This window comes from Paenibacillus sp. FSL K6-1230 (assembly GCF_038002385.1).
GTDB lineage: Bacteria > Bacillota > Bacilli > Paenibacillales > Paenibacillaceae > Paenibacillus > Paenibacillus massiliensis.
In genome coordinates, this window is sequence record NZ_JBBOCK010000001.1 from 3,975,973 (window position 1) to 3,997,943 (window position 21,971).

At 46.4% G+C, this 21,971-nt stretch carries 18 protein-coding genes; 13 read left to right on the top strand and 5 right to left on the bottom strand.

Translation table 11 applies throughout. From position 1 onward, the window contains the following. Positions 1-94: 94 nt before the first annotated feature. A complete protein-coding gene (locus MKX74_RS17535) occupies positions 95-1,834 on the top strand; it encodes a M4 family metallopeptidase (protein WP_341180601.1) in 1,740 nt (579 codons plus the stop codon). 320 nt (positions 1,835-2,154) lie between these two features. Here MKX74_RS17535 and MKX74_RS17540 read toward each other — a convergent pair whose 3' ends face one another. After that, positions 2,155-3,480: a 6-phospho-beta-glucosidase gene (locus MKX74_RS17540; RefSeq protein ID WP_341179276.1), complete on the bottom strand. Its 1,326-nt coding sequence runs from the start codon at positions 3,478-3,480 to the stop codon at positions 2,155-2,157. Between the two features lie 163 nt (positions 3,481-3,643). Here MKX74_RS17540 and MKX74_RS17545 point away from each other — a divergent pair, with 163 nt between their 5' ends. Further along, on the top strand, positions 3,644-4,612 hold the full coding sequence (locus MKX74_RS17545; protein ID WP_018886854.1) for a LacI family DNA-binding transcriptional regulator: 969 nt from the start codon (positions 3,644-3,646) through the stop codon (positions 4,610-4,612). Positions 4,613-4,735: 123 nt separating this feature from the next. Here the strand turns inward: MKX74_RS17545 and MKX74_RS17550 are convergent, their stop codons facing one another. After that, positions 4,736-4,918 (bottom strand): hypothetical protein, encoded by a 183-nt coding sequence (locus MKX74_RS17550; RefSeq protein WP_018886853.1) that lies wholly within the window; start codon positions 4,916-4,918, stop codon positions 4,736-4,738. 110 nt (positions 4,919-5,028) lie between these two features. Here MKX74_RS17550 and MKX74_RS17555 point away from each other — a divergent pair, with 110 nt between their 5' ends. After that, complete coding sequence (locus MKX74_RS17555) at positions 5,029-6,576, top strand: FAD-dependent oxidoreductase (RefSeq protein ID WP_028588835.1); 1,548 nt, start codon at positions 5,029-5,031, stop codon at positions 6,574-6,576. Positions 6,577-6,738: 162 nt separating this feature from the next. Here the strand turns inward: MKX74_RS17555 and MKX74_RS17560 are convergent, their stop codons facing one another. Both MKX74_RS17560 and MKX74_RS17565 read right to left on the bottom strand, forming a co-directional pair. Continuing rightward, positions 6,739-6,894, bottom strand: coding sequence for a PfkB family carbohydrate kinase (locus MKX74_RS17560; protein WP_445667280.1), 156 nt, complete (start codon positions 6,892-6,894; stop codon positions 6,739-6,741). Positions 6,895-7,332: 438 nt separating this feature from the next. Beyond that, complete coding sequence (locus MKX74_RS17565; protein ID WP_341179277.1) at positions 7,333-8,214, bottom strand: ROK family protein; 882 nt, start codon at positions 8,212-8,214, stop codon at positions 7,333-7,335. 191 nt (positions 8,215-8,405) lie between these two features. Here MKX74_RS17565 and MKX74_RS17570 point away from each other — a divergent pair, with 191 nt between their 5' ends. The 6 genes from MKX74_RS17570 (at position 8,406) to MKX74_RS17595 (ending at position 15,215) form a co-directional block, all read left to right on the top strand. Continuing rightward, positions 8,406-9,869 (top strand): GH32 C-terminal domain-containing protein, encoded by a 1,464-nt coding sequence (locus MKX74_RS17570; protein WP_341179278.1) that lies wholly within the window; start codon positions 8,406-8,408, stop codon positions 9,867-9,869. Positions 9,870-9,929: 60 nt separating this feature from the next. Next, complete coding sequence (locus MKX74_RS17575; RefSeq protein ID WP_341179279.1) at positions 9,930-11,264, top strand: ABC transporter substrate-binding protein; 1,335 nt, start codon at positions 9,930-9,932, stop codon at positions 11,262-11,264. Positions 11,265-11,357: 93 nt separating this feature from the next. After that, positions 11,358-12,233, top strand: a complete 876-nt coding sequence (locus MKX74_RS17580; RefSeq protein ID WP_341179280.1) for a carbohydrate ABC transporter permease — start codon at positions 11,358-11,360, stop codon at positions 12,231-12,233. A 1-nt stretch (position 12,234) separates the two neighbouring features. Next, a complete protein-coding gene (locus tag MKX74_RS17585) occupies positions 12,235-13,068 on the top strand; it encodes a carbohydrate ABC transporter permease (RefSeq protein WP_341179281.1) in 834 nt (277 codons plus the stop codon). Positions 13,069-13,090: 22 nt separating this feature from the next. Then, on the top strand, positions 13,091-14,179 hold the full coding sequence (locus MKX74_RS17590; RefSeq protein WP_341179282.1) for a glycoside hydrolase family 172 protein: 1,089 nt from the start codon (positions 13,091-13,093) through the stop codon (positions 14,177-14,179). 43 nt (positions 14,180-14,222) lie between these two features. Then, entirely contained in the window at positions 14,223-15,215 is a 993-nt protein-coding gene (locus MKX74_RS17595) for a LacI family DNA-binding transcriptional regulator (RefSeq protein ID WP_341179283.1), read from the top strand. 527 nt (positions 15,216-15,742) lie between these two features. Here MKX74_RS17595 and MKX74_RS17600 read toward each other — a convergent pair. After that, positions 15,743-16,726 carry a LacI family DNA-binding transcriptional regulator gene (locus tag MKX74_RS17600; RefSeq protein WP_341180602.1) on the bottom strand — a complete coding sequence of 328 codons (984 nt, stop codon included), beginning with the start codon at positions 16,724-16,726 and terminating at the stop codon, positions 15,743-15,745. Positions 16,727-16,929: 203 nt separating this feature from the next. On the opposite strand from MKX74_RS17600, the gene MKX74_RS17605 reads away from it, so the two are divergent. The 4 genes from MKX74_RS17605 to MKX74_RS17620 are packed head-to-tail and all read left to right on the top strand — an operon-like array spanning position 16,930 to position 21,880. Beyond that, on the top strand, positions 16,930-17,871 hold the full coding sequence (locus tag MKX74_RS17605) for an ABC transporter permease (protein ID WP_341179284.1): 942 nt from the start codon (positions 16,930-16,932) through the stop codon (positions 17,869-17,871). A gap of 11 nt (positions 17,872-17,882) precedes the next feature. Further along, positions 17,883-18,764 (top strand): carbohydrate ABC transporter permease, encoded by an 882-nt coding sequence (locus MKX74_RS17610; RefSeq protein ID WP_018886848.1) that lies wholly within the window; start codon positions 17,883-17,885, stop codon positions 18,762-18,764. A 21-nt stretch (positions 18,765-18,785) separates the two neighbouring features. Then, positions 18,786-20,396, top strand: a complete 1,611-nt coding sequence (locus MKX74_RS17615) for an ABC transporter substrate-binding protein (protein ID WP_341179285.1) — start codon at positions 18,786-18,788, stop codon at positions 20,394-20,396. A 17-nt stretch (positions 20,397-20,413) separates the two neighbouring features. Beyond that, positions 20,414-21,880, top strand: a complete 1,467-nt coding sequence (locus MKX74_RS17620; protein WP_341179286.1) for a glycoside hydrolase family 32 protein — start codon at positions 20,414-20,416, stop codon at positions 21,878-21,880. The last annotated feature ends 91 nt before the right edge of the window (positions 21,881-21,971 follow it).

The following is a 21,971-nucleotide window of genomic DNA, read 5'->3' on the forward strand; positions in this document are numbered from 1 at the left end:
CTTCGTTTTAGAGTGACCGTCTAGCATTACTGATGCTAGATCGGCAGATTAGAGACAACTAATTTTCTTTTGGGAGAGTGTATAAACCATGCAAATGAAAAAAACGACTGCACTTATAGCAGGAGGTACGCTGCTGTTCAGCGCCCTTGCATCAGGTGCGGGTGCTGCGCCTTCAGGCGACAGCCCATTTGAGTTAACGCCAGCCTTTGTAGCCGAGGTTGCTAATGCCCCGAAATCCGCTTCTAATGAGGAGAAGGTATGGAATTATCTGCAGAACTCCTCCAAATCACTCGGCTTGAACAGCACAGATGTACAGAAGCAACTGAAAATCATTAATCATGAGAAGGATAGCAACGGATTGAATCATTATCGTCTGCAGCAATACATTGATGGCATCCCGGTCTATGGCGCAGTACAGACTGTACATTTGGATAAAAATGAACAGGTTACTTCCCTTCTCGGCGCCACGATCACCAAATCCAATCAAAATATCCCTGGCGGGACAAGCCCCAAAATCAGCGCAACAGATGCCGTGTATATTGCAGAAGCTGAAGCTTCAGAGCGTATATCCAAGGAGCTTAAGCTGATTGATAAGGAACAGGCAAGCGAAGATTCGGTCGCCGAGGAAGTCGTGTCGGATGAAGCTGTATCGAAGGAAGCCATCACAAATGATGCGGTAACAAATGACGTCTACGCCGAAGCGAGTGCAAATGATGGGAAAATTTCACTTTCAGACCCTGACGTCGCCGAACACGCTGTGAAGCCTACTGCAAAGCTGTACATTTATCCTGAAAAGGATTCTGCACGACTTGTATATATGACAGAGGTCAACCTGCTTGAGCCTGTTCTGCTTCGCACACGCTACTTCATTGATGCCCTGGACGGAAGTATTGTGTACCAGTACGATATCTTGACCATGGCTACCGGCACAGGAAAAGGCGTATTGGGTGATACCAAGTCGTTCACAACCACACAGTCCGGCAGCACCTATCAATTGCGAGACACGACCCGTGGCAATGGAATCTTGACCTATACAGCGAATAGAAGAACTGTCTTTCCAGGTACGCTGATGACCGACTCTGATAATGTCTGGACGGATGGAGCGGCTGTCGATGCCCATGCCTACGCTGCCAAGGTATACGATTACTACCTCTCTAAATTCAATCGCAATAGTCTGGATGGAAGAGGGTTCCAACTCCGTTCCACAGTCCACTATGGCAATGCCTATAATAACGCTGGCTGGAATGGCGTAGGGATGGTGTATGGCGATGGTGACGGTGTCACGTTCCGCCCGTTATCCGGAGATCCTGACGTTATTGGACACGAGCTAACTCACGGCGTGACCGAATTCACAGCGAACCTGGAATATGTCAATGAATCCGGAGCACTCAACGAAGCCTTCTCCGATATTATTGGCAACGACGTTCAGCGCACGAACTGGCTGATTGGCGACGAAATCTATACGCCTAATATTCCTGGAGATGCCTTGAGATCCATGTCGAACCCAACACTCTATGATCAGCCAGATCACTATAGAAATCGTTACACAGGCACATCAGATTACGGCGGAGTTCATATTAACAGCGGTATTATTAATAAAGCCTATTACTTGACAGCAGCGGGTGGAACGTTCAGCGGAGTCACCGTACCTGGAATCGGCCGTGACGATGCTGTGAAAATCTACTACAACGCCCTTGTATACTATCTGACTCCAACCTCGAACTTCTCAGCAGCACGGACTGCACTCGTGCAATCGGCCCGTGACCTGTACGGCGCGAATTCAGCTCAGGCCAGATCGGTTGCTCTCGCATTCGATGCTGTCGGGGTTAACTAAATCATGAACTGATCTTGAACTGATCTTGAACTGATCTTGAACTGATCACGAACTTATTAACGAATCATGAATTATTCAATAACCAAGCATTAGTCAAAAAGTGTATAAAAACAGCCTGTAACCTGTGGGTTCCGGCTAGGAATCTACAGGCTTACAGGCTGTCTTCTATTTCAATTTCTTCAGTTTCTTCAGTTTCTTTATTGCAGGCGGCATTACAGTTTCTCTACTGTAAACAGGATAGCAGATGCATTTATCCCTTGCGTTCTATTTACAGAGATGCGTATTGTTCATAATATTTTTGTAAAGAGGAATTACGTTCATCATTTGGATTGAAACTGTGGCAAATGCTGTTGATGCGCCTCCAGCATTTCATCCAATAATGCCTTGGCTGAGTCCCCGCTTTGCACCAGTGGATTGAGCGTAAATGCCTGCAATGCGGTACCATAATCCCCAGTAACAGCCGCTTCAATCGTAAGCTCCTCCATAGCCTTCATCACCTGAAGCAAGCCCCGCTGCGCCGGAGGGAAGGAACCAAAATGAACCGGCTCGGCACCATGAGCCGTAATCATGCTCGTGATTTCGATAGCACTTTCCTTAGGCAGATCCGGGATCGCACCGTTATTGCGTGTGCTGACGACCATAAGCGTTCCTTTATTGTTATAAATAGAGTTAATGATCTCACAGGCAGCATCACTGTAATAAGCTCCACCCCGTTGCTCCAATTCCTTAGGCTTGTAATCCAGATTCGGATCCTTGTAGAGCTCGAACAGACTTTCCTCCAGACGCTTGACGACTTGGCCGCGTGTGCCTTCTTTTTGCGCCTCCTCCAGCTCTTCCTTCAGCATCGCATCTGTCATGTAGTAGTACCGATGGTATGGACAAGGCAGCATTTCCAATTGCACAAGCTGCTCATGCAGGAAACGCATGTTTCTAATATTCTCCACCATCTTCTCAGGCTCGGCATCAGGACCATACATCTTGTCGATCGCTTCTCCTGTAAGCTCCTGTCCGGCTTGATCATAGATCTTGTGCCAGTGCAGGTGATTAATGCCCGCGAATTTGAAGAACAGCTCTTCCTCCGCTTTGCCCAGCACGGCCGCTTCGGTCTTCGTAGCCATGATCGGGACGTTGCATAAGCCGATGACCCGTTCCCACTGTCCATAACGGAGCACTGCCTCGGTAACCATCCCTGCTGGATTGGTAAAGTTGATCAGCCAGGCGTTCGGACACAGCTCCTTCATATCCTCCACAATCTGCAGAATCACAGGAATCGTACGGAAGGCCTTGAACATCCCCCCTGCTCCATTCGTTTCCTGTCCAATTTGCCCATGCTTCAGTGGAATCATCTCATCCTTGATACGAGCTTCCATCTGACCTACACGGAATTGCGTAGTGACAAAATCTGCATTCTGCAGCGCTTCACGACGATTCAACGTCAAATGTACCTCGCAATCGATCCCTGCTGCCTTGACCATGCGTTGTGCCATCGCCCCTACAATTTCCAGCTTTTCCTTACCCTCTTCAATATCAACAAGCCATAATTCCCGAATAGGAAGTTCTTGATAGCGCTTAATAAAACCTTCAATAAGCTCTGGAGTGTAGCTGGAGCCGCCGCCAATAGTTACGATCTTTATTCCGTTTTTCATAGGTCACCCTCCTGAAATGGTATTGAATCTCTCTACACTCCCAATGTAATGTATGTAATGCATTACAGGTCAAGCACTAAATTCAACTTCATGAAATAACGGTATGATCTGCTTTGTAGCCGCTTCCCGAACTGTGTTATGCTTGATGCTGAGGTGAACACAGATGCCAAACATTCAACAAATCGCCCGCATGGCAGGTGTATCAACAGCAACCGTCTCACGGGTCTTGAATAACTACCCCTATGTAAGTGAGACCACACGTCAAAAGGTACTCATGATCATGGAGCAGCTGGACTATGTCCCCAACGGAAATGCGATTACGCTGAAAAAAGGAGCCACCCATCTTATCGGGATCATTTCCGTCACCTTCAGTCCGCTGCTTATTAGCTTCCTTGATGCGTTTAATCTGGCGGCGGAGAAATACGGATTTAACATTACGCTGTTCATTACTAATGGAGACGCAGGCAAAGAGCATGTGGCCCTTGAGATGCTAAAGCGCAAGCAATTGGATGCGCTCGTATTTGTGCTGCGGACAAATGAATGGGAGGTCATTGAATCCTATACGAAATACGGGCCTATTGTGACATGGCAGCGGCTTGAGAATGAGCGTATCCCCTCCGTATTTATGGATCAGTATGACGCCTATGCGACAGGACTGGAGCATCTGTACGCCAAGGGATATCGCAATATTCTCAATGTCTATCCGATGTCCACAGGTCTGAATACGCTGGAGCGTAGACGTGCTTACGCTGATTTTGCACATCGACGCCAGATCACGGCAGATGATTTCCCTCTCTTTCAGGACAAGACCTCCATTCAGGACGGCGAAGAGCTTGCCTCATGGTGGGTATCACAGACGCGTCGGCCTGATGCTATTTTCTGTGCAACGGATGAGGTGGCTGCTGGCTGCATAACCACTCTGCACCGAATGGGAATATCCGCTCCAGGAGAAGTAGGAATTATGGGCTTCAACAATACGGAGGTAGCGCATCTGCTGGATCTGACCACCATTCATTATCCCGTTCAGCAGCAGGCTGAGAATGCATTTATCATCATACACAACATGCTGAATGCCAGGCAGGAAGCTGTGGCTCCCCTGGAGTATCGCCTAATTGAACGGCATTCAACATAATAAGGCATAATACCGATGGTATAGACTTTTTCACCTATAGCTTGGCGAACCTCTTCATAGTATTATCCGAAGTCGTCTGCGGTCGCCTGCTTATACCATTAGTATCATGCCTGGAATTAATGGCTATAGCTCTGTTGTCATTATCAAAGGAACGAAGAGCGAAGCACAATTCGCCTGCCGGAACCGAGCGATGAGCTGTCTGCTCCAGTCCCTGCTATAGGCTGGATGTGAGCTCAGAAATAGCTCTTCCAAGTGATTAAAAGCCACGTCATACGGTATCGAAGGATTATCTCCGTTTACTGACATTTCTTCCCTCCCTCAAAGTCGCTCGTCCTCAAGGTGCCTCCTCCCGTTTAAAAATGCTGAAATCGCCAATCCTATCCAGTAAGTACATACAATAATTTGGAGGGATACAAGTGACTTTTCCAGAACCGCTGTGGCGAGATTCCATCGATTTACCGGCGTTCAAGGCATTAGAAGAAGATGTGCAGGTGGATGCTGTGATTGTAGGCGGCGGAATGGCAGGTATCACAACGGCCTATCTGCTAGCCAAGGAAGGCGTCAAGGTCGCATTGCTGGAAGCCGACACGCTGCTAAACGGCACAACAGGGCACACGACGGCCAAGATCACTGCACAGCATGATCTGATCTACGATGAGCTGATCCAACATTTTGGAGCTACCAAGGCCAGACATTACTACGAGGCTAATATGGCAGCCAAGCAATTTATCGAGCACACGATTCGGGAGCAGCAGATTAATTGCGAGCTCCTTACGCAAGATGCATATTTGTATGCGACGACTGAGCAATCTGCACATAAGCTGGAGACGGAGTACAAGGCTTATGATCAACTGGGTATTACAGGCGAATTGGTCGACAGTATCCCCTTTGACCTCAAGATATACAAAGCGCTTAAGATGGACAACCAGGCACAGTTCCATCCTCTGAAATATTTGAAGCACCTGGTACAACAGTTCGTAGAGGCTGGCGGTCTTATTTTCGAGCACACCACGGCAGTCAATGTAAAAGAAGATGGTGAACAGATCGCCGTTCTTACCCGTAATGGACCGAATGTAACGGGAAGCCATGTCATTGCTTGCTCCCATTTCCCCTTCTACGAGGGAACTGGGCTGTATTCGGCAAGAATGCATGCCGATCGCTCGTATGTCCTTGCATGCAAGACCAAGAAGCCCTATCCGGGCGGGATGTACCTGAGTATCGATCAGCCAAGCCGGTCACTTCGGTCAGTACAGCATGGCAATGATACGCTGGTGCTCATCGGAGGCGATAGCCATAAAGCTGGGCAAGGAGAGGATACGGAGACACACTACCAGGCACTGGAGAGCTTCACTCAGGAGGTGCTGGGACTGGAGAGCATCGTATTTCGCTGGTCAACTCAGGATCTGGTGACGCTGGACAAGCTGCCCTATGTCGGTCCGATTACCTCCTCCCAGCCGCGGGTCCTGATCGCAACCGGTTTCCGTAAATGGGGAATGACGAATAGTACAGCAGCTGCTCAGCTTCTCAAGGATCTAGTCTTGGGTAAAGACAATCCTTATACCGATCTGTATACGCCGTTGCGCTTCACCCCCGATCCGAGTCTCAAGACTTTGGTCAAGGAAAATGCGAATGTCGTCAAGCATCTGATCAAAGGGAAGCTGGAGACGTCGGAGATTATGCCGCAGGATCTGGCAAAAGATCAAGGGGCCGTCATTACGCTGCATGGGGAACGAAAAGGAGCCTACCGTGATCAGGAAGGACAGCTTCACATTGTCGATACGACCTGTACGCATGTTGGCTGTGAGGTGAACTGGAATGCCGGAGACCGGACATGGGATTGTCCTTGCCATGGATCGAGGTTCTCCTATACGGGGGATGTTATCGAAGGCCCGGCAGAGAAACCATTGCAGCGAACGCATTATGATATGCTGGACAATCTAACAAGCCCGGAATCAGGTTATTAGGACGTTGAACATATTAAGTGATTAATGTGAGTGCCGTGCCTCCATCACCGGTCTGCTGCTGATGCTGATTTGACCAATTCATTAGCCACATGACGGATGTATTCAGCCGTTATGTGGCTATGACTTAATATCTCAGAGTTTTCAAGTGCAAAAGTCGATTTACTAAATTGGATAGAGTAGTGCTCCAACAAAAGCATCCCCAGCACCCGCTGTGCCAATCGATCGAACGGGATCGCTTGGAACCTGAACTGCGTTTACTCCGCCGGAAATATATGTACCTGCCTTACCAAGCGTTACAGCAACACGCTTTGCACCCATCGATGCAAGGAATCCACTGCAGCTTCTCTGCCTGTAATTATTTGAAGCTCCTCCTCGCTTTTCCAAAGAAGAATGGTCAATGTTGTATCCCTGCATGTTTAGTGCTTGATTTACAGTTGTTGTCGGGAATGAAATAAATGAAAATCAAATTCCATATTATAAAGCTCAAACAAAAGCAGCGGTAAGCCCGGAATCCCGGTTTGCCGCTGCTTGTACTATACTTCAACTCTTCTGCTTAAGCTATACGTCCTAGAAAGTCCGGTAGAACAGCCTTGCACTCTCCTTCTCAGGAATCGGCAAGCGTAGCGATACGGGCAGCATCTGGTCGGAGTGTCTTGATCATATCCGCAATACCGCGGCGATGCCGCGGCTCATCTTCCGCTACAAGCACGTGATACATAGCATTTCTCCCCTTCCGTAATCAAGTTCATCAGACGGTTAACATCGTTGGCCGGTAGCTTCAATTCCCAACGCAAGAGCGCCGCACAATCCGGCGTTGTCGCCCAAGGTTGGAGGAACGATATAATTCTCTATATCGTCAAGAATTGCCGGGGACGCGACATATCCGTTTAAGTTATGGGCGACTCCCTTGCGGATAATCGGAAACAACTGCTTCTGATGCATGACCCCGCCGCCAAGAATCACTTTTTTCGGCGATAACAACAGAATAACCCCCGAAATAGCCTGCGCCAGATAATAAGCTTCCATCTCCCATGCCTTATGATCGCCCGGCAGCTCGCTTCCCTTCAATCCCCAGCGCTTTTCGATGGCGGGTCCGCTGGCCATGCCCTCCAGGCAATCCCCATGATAAGGACATAAACCACCGAAGCTATCCTCTGAATGCCTCCGGATCATCACATGCCCTCCTTCCGGATGGACTAGTCCGTGAACCAGCTTGCCTTCCGTGTATACGCCGACGCCGACACCTGTCCCGATCGTATAATAAACGCAGCTATCCAATCCCTTCGCCGCCCCCCACTTCGCTTCGCCAAATACTGCTGCGTTCACGTCGGTATCGAAACCGATCGGCACCGGGTAAGCGCGTTTTATATATCCGATGAAGTCAAACCCCGTCCATCCCGGTTTCGGCGTCGTGGTCACATGCCCGTAACCTGGGCTGAAGTGATCCAGATTGATCGGCCCGAAAGACCCGATTCCGATCGCCTCAACACTTTTGTCCCGAAAATACTCCAACGCCTGCTCAAGCGTTCTTTCCGGCACCTCCGTCGGAAAGCTGATCCGGTCCAGAATTTCCCCTTTTTCATTCCCGACTCCGCATATGAATTTTGTGCCTCCCGCTTCAATTGCACCAATTTGCATGTTTGATTCCTCCTGTATTGTAAGTGTTTCCACCATCATTTTACCTTTTAGACAAACGTTTTACCATATTGTTTTTTTGTTATTCCAAAAAAACAATTGTTCTTTGGCAAATAACAAATGTAAACGTTGACAACTTAAAAGTTTATGCTATGATTTGTTTGTAAAACGTTTTACTAAATGGAGATGACGCTATGAAAAAAGTATTTTACAAGCCAGAAGGCGGATGGGTCGGAGATGTGATTCCGTTCTACGACAATGGAGAGTACAAGCTTTACTATCTTCACGATCAAAGAATCGACGGAGATTATGGAAATCATACGACGTGGAACCTTATCACAACCAAGAATGGCCTGGATTTTGAAGATTACGGAATATCTCTGCCCAACGGAAATGAATCTGATCCTGATCGGAACGCTTATACCGGTTCAGTGATCAAGGACCCGGACGGCATGTATCACCTGTTCTACACCGGCCACAATCCCAACGCCGAGTTTTGCATTGATGGAAAGCCCTTACAAGTTATTTTGAAGGCAACCGGAACCGATGGAGTCCATTGGACGAAGGAGGCAAATTTCAAGCTTTATGGAGACGGAATCATTTATGAGCAGTTCGATTGGCGTGATCCGTACGTGTTCTTTAACGAAGAACGACAAGAGTACTGGATGCTCGTTACCTCAAGGCAAGTGAACTCTTCCGAAAAGAGAGGTGGGTGCGTTGCCCTCCTCACGTCCAATGATCTGGTGCATTGGTATTATCAGGAGCCATTTTATAGCCCGGACAAGTACATCACTATGGAATGTCCGGATTATTTCAAAATGGGAGATTGGCACTATCTCGTGTACTCAACGTTCAGTGAAAAGTTTGTAACACATTACAAAAAAAGCAAAAGCATCGAAGGCGTGTATACTTCCCCAGTCACGGACACTTTTGACGGCAGAGGATTTTACGCGGCGAAAACAGCCTCGGATGGTGAACGAAGATACGCTTTCGGGTGGGTTCCTTCCAAACAGGCTGCAAACGATTACGGTGACTGGGAATGGGCAGGGACCCTCGTCGTTCACGAGATTTATCAGAACGATAAAGGTGATTTGCTCGTAAGAATGCCTCAGTCGATCTACGAGCATTTTAATACAGAATTAGCTGCCATTTCAGGAGAAGAGAACAACTGTCGACACGCAGAAACCGGATTCGAGCTCGAATCTCCCGATGGACTAGCTTACTGTATATTGAATGAATTGCCTTTCCAAGTCCTGATCGAAGCTACGTTTACAGACTGGAAAGAGGCAAAAGACTTCGGGATCGCGCTACGAACCGACACAGCGCTCGACACCGGCTATTTCATCAAATTCGATCCATTCCACAATCGGGTCGCCTTCGATATGTGGCCAAGAACCGAACCCGGCTTTTTCCAATGGCAAATTGCCGGGGATAGACCGCAAATGATTGAGCTCGAAAGACCGCTTCAGTTCTCACAGCTCGACCTGATAACGGTAAAGCTGATTATGGAGGATGATATCTTGTGTCTGTATGTCAACAATGCCATTGCGATGACAACGCGGGTCTATAACTTCAAAACCGGCCACCTCGGTTTTTTTGCGAACGAGGGGTCCGTTCAAGTCCATGATGTCAAAATCAAGACAGCAGCAAAAGATTAACCTGTTGCACAAATAAAAGTCATCAAATCGATTTTTTATGTCCGAATGGAGGGTATTGAAATGAAAAGAAAGAGAAAAATATCAAAGGTCATCTCACTTCTAACTATTTTTGCATTGGTTGCAACCGCTCTCGCCGGCTGCGGCGGATCGGGGAATGAAACCAACAAACAGGGAGCCTCGTCCGATGGCCAAGCTACTAAAACGATTACATGGCTATCAGCTCGTCCGGCGGACGGAGCGATCGTGCAGACGATGCGCGAACTGGCGAGCAAGTATGCGGAAGAGCATCCCGGATTCGAGCTGGATATTCAGGTGACGTCTGATCGACCTTCTTATTTGACCAAGCTGAGAACGCTCATCGCTTCCGGTGAAGCTCCTGAACTGCTCGATATGGACGCTGATCCGTACGCCCAGCAATTGGCGGATGCCGGAATGCTGGTTGACATGAAGCAGTTCCTGGATGAACAAGGGCTGTACGATCAATTCTACGAGCCTGCGCTGAAGTACCAGGAGCTTCCAGATGGAAGCCTGTACCTTCTCCCTTTGGAGTACCAGCTGGAGATGACCTGGTATAACAAGAAAATTTTCAAAGAAAACAACCTCAGTGTTCCCAAGACCCTCGATGAAATGCTGACGGTTAGCAAGAAGCTTAAAGACAAGGGCATTACACCAATCGCCGTTGACGGCGTTGACGTCTGGCCTTTGCTGCGCTATGCAGCCATGGTTCCGTTCCGAGCCACCGGAAATGAATTTGCCAGAAATCTGAGCCAAGGCAAGGCCAAAATGACCGACGAGGTCGGCATGCAAGCGGCGAACTTTGCCTATGAGATGGGCCAATACTTCCAGGAGGGATTTGCCACTACAGATTATACGACGGCCAAGAACATGTTCCTCAACGGTGAAGCTGCCATGTATAACATGGGTACTTGGGAAATTCCGTCCTTCATTGACAATAATATGCCAGATAACATGAAAGGCAACGTGGATTATTTCTATCTGCCAACCATGGCCAACGCAAAAACACCGGATAATGAGTTTTTTGGAAACAGCGGTATCGGTCTTGCTGCCTCGGCTGACAAATTCGATGCAACTACCAAGGATTTTCTGAGTTATGTCTTAAATAATTACAGCGACATCTATGTAGCCAAACAACAGATGTCTCCGCTCAAATTTGAGATTAAAGACGAGTCCCAATTCTCCGATCTGTACCTGAGAATTAAAAAAGATATGGATAACTACGGTACAGAATTTGCCAAGCCTTGGGATACCTTGCTTGACCCGAATACAAACTCCGTCATGAGTGATTTAATCATCAAGCTGATGATGAGAGCCACGACACCGGAAGAGTTCGCTAAAGAAATTGACAATACGATTGCCCAAAACGTCACCAACTAAATGTAACGTTCAAGGCACAACCCCACCCGGCCAGTTAAGTTCCGGGTGGACCCTTCACTTTATCTTTCAAAAAAACTTACGGGGAGATTCCATATGAATGTGCTCAAGGACAAGAAGGCATGGTTAATTTTCATCGCGCCAGCCTTGCTCTTTTATTTGGGAACCGTCTTTGTCCCGATTATTCAGTCGCTGAACTACGGCTTTCAGGATTGGAACGGCATCAAAGACGCCGAGTACATTGGGCTGGGCAACTATATCAAGATGTTTCATGATCCCTACTTCTGGAATTCTGTGAAAAACAACCTGGTGTACGTCGTGATCGTAGTACTAATGCAGGTGTTCATCGGATTGTTTTTCGCATTGTTGCTCTCATATGTCAAAAAAGGGGCAGGCATTTTCAGAACGCTGTATTATTTGCCGGCTGTTGTGGTCACTGTCGCCATCGCACAGATGTTCCGGAACTTCTATTCCCTACAGCCACTTGGTCTGCTGAACATGTTTCTGGACTGGATTGGGCTGGGCCATTTGCAAACCGCCTGGTTATCCGATCCGAGCACCGCATTGATTGCGGTTTCCATTCCAGAGGGCTGGCGCTTTATAGGGATGTACATGGTCATTTTTTACGCAGCTCTGATTGCGATTCCGAAGGAAATCGAGGAGGCTGCAACCATTGACGGTGTTAATGGTTGGCAGCTGATCCGCCATATCAAATTGCCGAGTATCAAGCCTGTGTTAAGTTTGGCCCTTATCATGTGTACCACTGGTGCACTGAGAGGCTTCGATATTCCTTATATCATCGGTGTGCCGGGTTCGACGACTGAGTTGGTTACCACTTATATGTACAAAAAAGCGTTTGCTACCAACCAATTCGGATATGGGAGCTCAATCGCTGTATTTATCGTGATCGAAAGCCTTATTGCTGTTCTTATTATCCGGGCCTTATTCAAGTCCAGGAAAGGAGAAGCATAACATGCAATCCAAAAAAAGAGCTTTATCTTTCCTGTTATATTTTATCGTTATTGCCATCCTGATCATTCAGATCTACCCGGTTGTCTGGCTGATGCTGTCCAGCTTCAAATCGAGCATCGAACTGACGACAAAGCCCTTTTCGCTACCGACGGTATGGTCGTTCAACAACTATGCCGCTGTATTCCAGGATAGCGCTCTGCTGCTTTATATCAAAAATACGGCCATCGTGACGTTCAGTTGCCTGCTGCTGATTATCTTATTAAGCTCAACGGCGGGATTCGCCCTAGTAAAAATGAATTTCAAGCTGAACTCCAAGCTGCTGCTGTTCTTTACGGTTGGTATCATGATTCCGATTCAAGTTACCTTGATCCCGTTGTTTATCATGTACAAGGACTTCGGGCTATTGAATTCATATCTGGCACTAATCCTTCCACAAGTCGGATTTGCCCTGCCTTTATCAATTTTGATTTTCACCAGCTTTTACAATTATGTGCCCAACGAATTGATCGAAGCAGCTGTCATCGACGGTTGTAATATTTATCAAGTGTTCTATAAAATCATTTCACCATTAACCATCAATACGACGATCACGGTCGCATCCATCAACTTCGTTCTCATTTGGAATGATTTTATTTTCTCCAACACTTTTACGAGCGACAAGCAATACAAAACGATTGCCGTTGGTCTTCAGGAGTTCATTGGAGCATTCGGGGCTACGGATTGGGGTCAGACGTTTGCAGCCATCAGCATTAGCATCATCCCGATTATTTTCATTTATTTATTCCTGAACAAATACTTGATGGCAGGCGTTTCTGACGGAGCCGTTAAAGGATAACCATAATAAGGAGAGATCAACCATGCAATCCATGAATCAACTTTTTGGCAGAATGGAAGGAAAAAGCAGATCAATTACGGCAGAAAATCCCCGTGGACTGAAAGGGCAAGGTGGAAAGGCAGTAGGTCCTCTGGGCGTTGCCCGCAAAGGCAAAGCCTTCATCTCGCTTGCCCAAGGAGAAACCGCTACGCTTGTCGATATTGAAGGTCCCGGTATTATCCAGCACATCTGGATGACTGTAACCGACCAGACCGAGACTGGCTGGTTCGTGTTGCGCGACCTAGTATTGCGGATGTATTGGGACGATGAAGACACCCCCTCTGTGGAAGCTCCGCTGGGCGATTTTTTCTGCAACGGCTTTGGTACCAGAGCAATCGTCAATTCCTTGCCAATCGTGGTCAATCCGGTTGGTGGCATGAACAGTTACTTTGCAATGCCCTTTCAAAAAGCCGCCAGAGTAACTGTAACCAACGAGCATACTCAAGAGATCGAGGCGTTCTTCTACCAGTTTGATTATACGCTTGTCGATGAGCTCCCGGAGGATACGGAGTATTTTCACGCCCAATTTCGCAGAGAAAATCCGACCAGGCTCAAGCAGGATTATACGATTATTGATGGAATTAAAGGAAGAGGCAAATATATAGGCACTTATATGGCTTGGACCTCTTTATCGCGTTACTGGTACGGCGAAGGGGAAGTGAAATTTTACATCGACGGCGACCGGGATTGGCCGACCATCTGTGGTACAGGCACAGAGGATTACTTCGGCGGCGCTTGGGGCTTCGTGAAATACGACAACGGCAACCCGGTACAGGAACAGACCTATTCCACTCCTTTCATGGGATTTCCCCATTTCCAGGTAAATGACAACACAAGATCGCATATTTACGACGGAGCTGCTTGTCCGATGCGCGGCTTCTATCGTTGGCATATACTTGACCCTATATTGTTTGAAGAGGATCTACGGATCACCGTTCAACAGATCGGTCATGATGGAAAAGCATTATTCGAGAGAAGCGATGACGTGAGCTCCGTATGTTATTGGTACCAGAGTGAACCACATCAAGCCTTTCCCGCTCTGCCTGGCGTATTGGAAAGACGTCCGCGTTAATTAGAGGAACAGCCGCAATACAAACAAGTAGAGGTATAAAAAAATGGCTAATAAAAGGGTTACCTTAGTTCAAGTTGCAAAAGATGCAGGTGTATCTCCCTCTACGGTTTCTCATTTTCTAAACGGAAACTTTCAGAAAATGAGCTTAGGGACAAAAGATAAAATCAGTCTCTCGATCTCAAAGTTAGGTTACCAGGTAAACCCTGTTGCGAAAAGTCTCATTACTGGCAGAATGCACACGATTGGGCTCGTATTATCCGACAGCACCTATGATGGCTATTTAGAGGATCTATACTTCCTCCATTTTGCCCAAGTGATTAAGCAGCGGTTAAAAGTGCTAGGCTATAAAATCATCCTTCTGGACTTTGAAGAAATATTCACGAATGTCCAGATGGTTGATGGAATCATTGTTAAAGCGACAATAGAAACCGAAAAATTCATGCCCAAATTAATGGATCTTAACCTACCGGTCATAACTGTGGGGCGCCACAATTTATCTTACGGAGCACATGTACTGCGTGTTAACGACTATCAAAGTGGTCAGATCGGAGTAAATCATTTATTATCGCGTGGGTATAACAATCTAGTGATGTTGACTTACCCACACGGGCAAGTTCCTGGGTTCGACGATCGACTAAACGGTGCCAGCGATATCTTGCAGCAAAATGGAAAACTAACGACCGTAATTACTGGAGATATGACGGAAAATTTCGGTTACGATACTGTGGTACACCTAGCCAGAACCAATCAGCTACCACAAGCCTTGTTTTGTTTAAGTGACATTTGCGCTATCGGGGCCTTGAAGGCCTGTAAGGACTTGGGCCTGTCTGTTCCAGAAGACCTTGCTGTTCTTGGTGTCGATGATATGCCCACCGTCTCCGAGTTACTGAGTTTATCGACCATCCGGCACCCCATCAACGAATTGGCCGAGGCTGCTTCCAAGTTGATGATAAAATCCGTCGAGACCAAAGGACAGCACATCGGACCGGTAGAAGAAGTGTTTCCTACGGAATTAATGGTTCGGCGCACTAGTTGATTGCGAGATACGGACGTGACCAAGTCTCCTTGCATTTGAATTAATGAGCACACCATTCAATTACGCTAGTCTGGTCAAGACCTTATTTAGTGGACATTGAAAAAACAACTGGATTGCAAACTGGCGTCGGTACTCTACCGACGTCAGTTTTTTAATTTACGTTGGGACCTTTCTTTGTTATAAAATCGAATGTATTTCTCGATTCGACTTATGCCTCGGCAAGACATGCTGATTTAGGCGCCAACCGGTATTGAGTGATGTCAGTCACCCATTTCTGGTTTGGGTTTTCCGCCGTGAAGTTTCCATGGAATGCGGAGAAAAGAATTGGCACGCAGTAAAGCAGTCATTGTATCAAAGCTCAAGCTCATTAACTTCGTTTAACGTTGGTAGTGATGAAATAGCGCCAACCTTTGTGCAGACTATTGCAGCTACTTTATTTGCAAGCCCTCTACCAAACTTGTTCCAATATCCATACAGAAAAAATCGTTGAGTACTTCTCCTATACAAATGATCTTACTGAAAACCACCTAAGTGGTTTCCCTTTCCAAGAGTGTAACCGGAAGATACCGTTCCTCGGCTTCATGATCAGCTTTCCCATCTATTTTCTCCAGCAATATCCGGATAGATTCCTGCGCAATTTCTTCTATGGGCTGGCGTATTGTAGATAATTCAGGTAGAAATGCCTGTACGTTATCCGAGCCATCGTATCCAATGACCTTAATATCTTCGGGGACACGTATTCCTTGTCGTTTAGCATACTGCAAAAAAGTGGCTGCGATTAAATCATCACTGGCAAATACGCCATCCAATCCTGGATTCTCCTGAACAATTTGATCAAATAAGTCGATGTACGCTTTTTGATCAAATGACTTGTGATTCTCGTATACTTTTGCAGCCATACCATGTTCCCTCATCACGTCCTCGTAGGCTTGCCGTCTCAGGTTCGCTGGTGTCTCCAACTCAATTGGCCCGTTGATGTGGATAATGTCCGTGCACCCACGACGAAGCAGCAGTTCTGTAGCGAGCTTTCCACCTGCATAGTTATCGGAGCCGACAACAGGAACTGATGGTGACAGGTAACGATCAACTGCGACGACCGCCAGCTTATTTTGACTGTAGTCGCTAATTCCTCTGTTATGAGAGCTCACTATGACTCCATCCACCTGATTACGCATTAACATTTCGATATATCGTCTTTCGTTATCCTCACTTCCAAGGCTATTACACAGAAGCACTTTATAGCCCTTTGCTGAACAAATGCTCTCGATGTGAAAAGCTAATTCACTAAAAAACGGATTATTAATTGTCGGTACGATCAATCCAATCAGATTCGTCTTTTTATTAAACAGCGATCTAGCAACATCGTTAGGAAAATAATTCAGTTCCCTCATTGCACCAAAAACGGCAGCTTTCGTTTCCTCGCTAATATAACCTCTATTGTTCATCACACGTGATACAGTTGTTTTTGAAACGCCTGCTCTTTCTGCGACGTCTCCAATCTTCGGATTCAATTTCATTCACACCGTCCTATTGTCAAAATTCCTCAAGTATTCGTTACGCCAATCATAACCTATTCCTTTACCATTAAACCACATTTACCGCTTTTATGAAACCGGTTGACATATGTTATCCGGTTGACATATAATTGCTCTCGAATCAGGGTCTTCTTAATCAATGGCGACTACAACATGGAAGCGCAATCTTGGGAGGAGTTATGAACTTGAAAAACACAACCGTTATCACAAAACAAAAAAACAGTTGGATTCATTATGTATTCAGAAATTATATTCTTTACTTATTTTTGCTTCCCGCTTTGATCCTGACCATCATCTTCAAATATGTGCCCATGTATGGTTCCATCATCGCATTTAAAAACTTTAGTCCAATGAAAGGCATTTGGGGGAGTGATTGGGTAGGTTTTGAGCATTTTTCTCGATTTCTGACGTCACCTAACTTTTACGACATATTTCTAAATACTTTTAAATTAAGCGCTTACGGGTTGATTCTAGGGTTTCCTATCCCGATCGTGTTGGCACTGATGCTGAATTTGCTGAAAGGGCAAAAACTTAAAAAGAATGTTCAGTTGATCCTATATGCTCCCAATTTCATATCTGTTGTTGTTATTACGGGAATGCTATTCGTCTTTTTATCACCAACGGGACTTGTCAATTCTATGGTTACTCTATTTACCGATAAACCCATCTCTTTTATGTCAGATCCTGCCTACTTCCGCACCATCTATATACTATCCGGGATATGGCAAAGTGCTGGGTGGTCATCAATCATCTACGTGGCAGCGCTTTCCAATGTTGATCCGCAGCTACATGATGCAGCTACTGTGGATGGGGCCTCTCTGCTGAAGCGCATTTGGCATATTGACCTTCCTGCCTTGAAGCCAGTTATGGCGGTGTTATTTATATTATCTGCAGGCGGTATTATGTCCATTGGTTATGAGAAAGCTTTCCTGATGCAGACACCATTAAATTCTCCTACCTCGGAAATTATTGCTACCTACGTGTACAAGGTAGGGCTACAATCCGGTGATTATGCTTATTCCACAGCTATAGGTCTTTTCAACTCCGTAATTAACGTGATTCTGCTGGTATTCGTTAATGCGGTTGTAAAGAAGCTGAATGAAGGCGAAGGCCTGTATTAGAAGGAGGACCCATGAATCTTCAATTATCGAAAAAAGACCGTGTACTGCTTGGGGTCAATTATGTCATCCTTGCTCTTTTCGTATTAATCATCCTTTTTCCACTGCTCTATGTCCTGCTCGCCTCCTTTCTCAACCCCAACGTGCTCATCACGAAGGGTCTGGCGATCAGCCCATCGGATTGGAGCCTGGTGGGCTACGAGAAGATATTAGGCAACGAAGCTATGATTCGAGGCTTCTTCAACTCCTTGCTCTACTCGGCTGCCTTTGCTGCTGCAACTGTGATCGTATCCGTGCTGGCAGCTTATCCATTGTCTATCGAAGGATTTGTCGGTAAAAGACTTTTTATGATCTTATTTCTAATTACGATGTTTTTCAGTGGCGGACTGATCCCTACCTTTCTGGTCGTGAAGGATTTGGGTATGCTGGATACCATTTGGTCTATCATTTTGCCTAGTGCTGTCAGCGTATTCAATATTATATTAGCCCGCACCTATTTTATGGGTCTTCCGAAAGAGCTCTTCCAAGCAGCCCAGATTGATGGAGCATCAGAGCTCGGTATTTTTTTCAAAATCGTCCTTCCACTCTCCAAACCAATCGTGTTTGTACTCGCGCTATATGCTTTCGTTGGACAGTGGAATTCCTATTTTGATGCCATGATCTATTTGGAGAGTAACCGGCTATACCCTCTTCAGCTTGTTCTTCGGTCCATCCTCGTCCAGAACCAGGTGGACCCAGGTATGATTTCAGACGCGCTCGCCCAGGCAGAACTTAAGAAACTGTCAGAAATGATCAAGTATTCTTCCATTATTGTCTCAAGTCTGCCACTTATGATTATGTATCCTTTCTTCCAGAAATATTTCGAGAAGGGTGTTCTTGTAGGCTCTATCAAATAACCATAAGCAAGGAGAATTCATATGAAAATCAACTTTAAACCTGTTGCTCTCTTCGCTTTATCTGTAGCTGTCCTTGCGGGGTGCGGTGGCAATGCAGGCTCGTCTGCTTCTCCAGAGTACAATCTGCAGAACGTCACATTCCCCCTTCAAGAGAAAGTAACGCTGAATTTCATAACCCAAAGCTCGCCGCTTGCCCCTTCAGACCCGAACGAGAAGCTGATCTATCAAAGACTGGAGGAGCACACGGGGGTCCACATTAATTGGAAGAACTATACCTCTGATTCATTTACCGAGAAAAGAAACCTGGCCGTCGCAAGCGGGGATTTGCCTGATGCCATTATGGACGCTGGATATACGGACTATGAATTGTTGCAGCTTGGAAGCGATGGAACCATTGTCCCGGTAGAAGAGCTTATCGAACAGCATATGCCTAATTTGAAAAAGGTGCTGGAAGAAGCACCTGAATACAAAGCGATGATCACTGCACCTGATGGTCATATTTATGCCTTCCCCTGGATTGAGGAGCTTGGCTCTGGCAAGGAGAGCATCCATTCCGTTAACGGTATGGCCTGGATCAACATGGAGTGGCTAAATAAGCTGGGTCTAGATATGCCTTCGACAACCGAGGAACTGAAGAATGCACTGCTTGCCTTCAAGCAAGATGATCCGAATGGTAACGGTGAGGCGGATGAGATTCCCATGTCCTTCATTATGAACAACGGTAACGAGGATATGAACTTTCTGTTTGGGTCCTTTGGATTCGGTGACAACGGGGATCATACGGTCGTGACCAATGACGGCCAAGTGCTGTTTACCGCAGACCAGGATGGATATAAGGAGGCGATCAAATATTTCCATGAATTGTATGCAATGAACTTAATCGATGAAGAGTCATTTGAACAGGACTACAATACTTACTTAGCCAAAGGACAGGATCACCGCTACGGCCTTTACTTTCAGTGGGACAAAGCTAACATCACAGGCAACAACGATAAATATGAGCTACTTCCACCTCTGGTTGGACCGGACGGCAAGAGTAACGTAACACGAACGAACAATTTCGGGTTCAGTCGTGGCAAGATGGTGATTACCAGCACGAATAAAAATCTGGAATTAACTGCGAAGTGGATTGATCAGCTCTACGAGCCGATTCAATCTGTACAGAACAATTGGGGAACATACGGTGATGAAACGCAACAGAATATTTTCAAGTTCGACGAGAACAAGAACATGCTAACTCATCTCCCTCTTGAAGGAAGCGCACCTGTTGAGCTAAGACAAAAAACGAACATTGGCGGTCCACTAGCCATCCTGGATGAATATTACGGAGTGTATACCACTAAGCCTGACGATGCCTCCTGGAGGCTTGACCTTATGAAGGAGAAGCTTGTTCCACATATGGAGGCTGATCACAATTATCCGCCGATCTTCTTCTCTCTTGAAGATCAAAAGCAGCTGTCCACGATCGAAACGGACCTATTTGCCTACGTGAACCGCAAACGGGCGGAATGGATTAAAAATGGCAATGTCGATGCGGAATGGAATGAATATTTGCAAGAGCTTAATAGACTCGGTCTGGACAAATGGCTGGCTATTAAACAAAAGGGATACGACAGTTATACAAATTCCTAAATAATGGAGGCCACATAATGAATAGCATAGAATTAGTGAAATATAGACCAGCATGGCACTTTTCTCCGAAGGAAAACTGGATGAATGATCCTAATGGTCTTGTCTATTTTGAGGGAGAGTATCATTTGTTTTACCAGTATCATCCTTACGGAACGACATGGGGCCCTATGCACTGGGGGCATGCCGTTAGTACAGATCTGATTCATTGGGAGGAGCTCGGTATTGCTTTACACCCAGATGACAACGGAACCATATTCTCCGGGAGCGCCGTCATTGACTGGAATAATACGACTGGTTTTTTCCCGAATAAGCCAGGCATTGTAGCCATATTCACTAGCCATAAGGACGGAATCAATGGAGGTCCAGCTGTTCAAGCTCAAAGCTTGGCCTACAGTCATGATCAAGGGAGAAGCTGGACGAAGTATGATGGCAATCCAGTCTTGCGTAGTGAAGGCAAAGTCGACTTCAGAGATCCTAAAGTATTCTGGCATCCACCTACTGAACAATGGATCATGGCCCTTGCTACTGGGCAGACTATAACCTTTTTTATCTCTTCTGACTTGAAGGAATGGACACTAACCAGTGAGTTTGGAGATGGAATCGGTATACATGATGGCGTGTGGGAATGCCCTGATCTTTTCCCGTTAACGATTGAGGGCACGAACACGACCAAGTGGGTGTTATTGGTTAGTGTCGGAGATAATCCTGAATTGGAGTCAGGCTCACTAACGCAATATTTTATCGGTTCCTTTGACGGAATCACATTTAAGCCCGACGATGAAAGTATCCGCATCCTTGACCATGGACGTGATAACTATGCAGGTGTGAGCTTCTCAGACATACCTAAGCAAGATGGACGGCGCATATATCTGGGTTGGATGAGCAACTGGCGTTACGCCAATCAAGTTCCCACATCGGGCTGGAGAGGCGCAATGACCGTACCGCGTGTGCTTGAACTAAAGCAAGTAAATGATGAAACCCTTCTTGTGCAAAGACCTGTTGAAGAAGCTGACAGCTACTTCTCGCAAGTACATTTGACTAGTTCCGATCTGGAGATCATGGATGGCACGCCAAAGGAATTTACTTGGGGATTACATGCCCTGGATTTGAACGTACAATTGGATATGGGCTCCGCCCACGTATTGGAACTCATTATAAAGCACGCTGATCAGCAGCAATCGACGATCACCTACTCTGCAACAGATGGCACCTTTACAGTAGATCGAAGAGGCTCTGGGCAAGTAGCTTTCTCAGAGATGTTTGCCAAGCCTCAATCCGTTAAGACCATTCCAGGAGATTCGCTTGAGCTTCGTTTAATGTTGGACACCGGCTCCATGGAGCTATTCATGAATGGCGGTGAGCATGCGTTAACCAGTTTATTGTTCCCCGAAAGCACATGTGAGAAAATAACCATTCAAGCAACAGGGGGCTCCATCAAGCTAAGAAAATTAACCTTGTCGGCTCCAGAAAATATGTCCATTTAAATCATTCCTCATTAAGCGAGACACTTTCTTACGTTCTACCTAGCAGGTTGGACAAATCTAAACCAAAGAAACGACTTTAGTCTAATGGAAG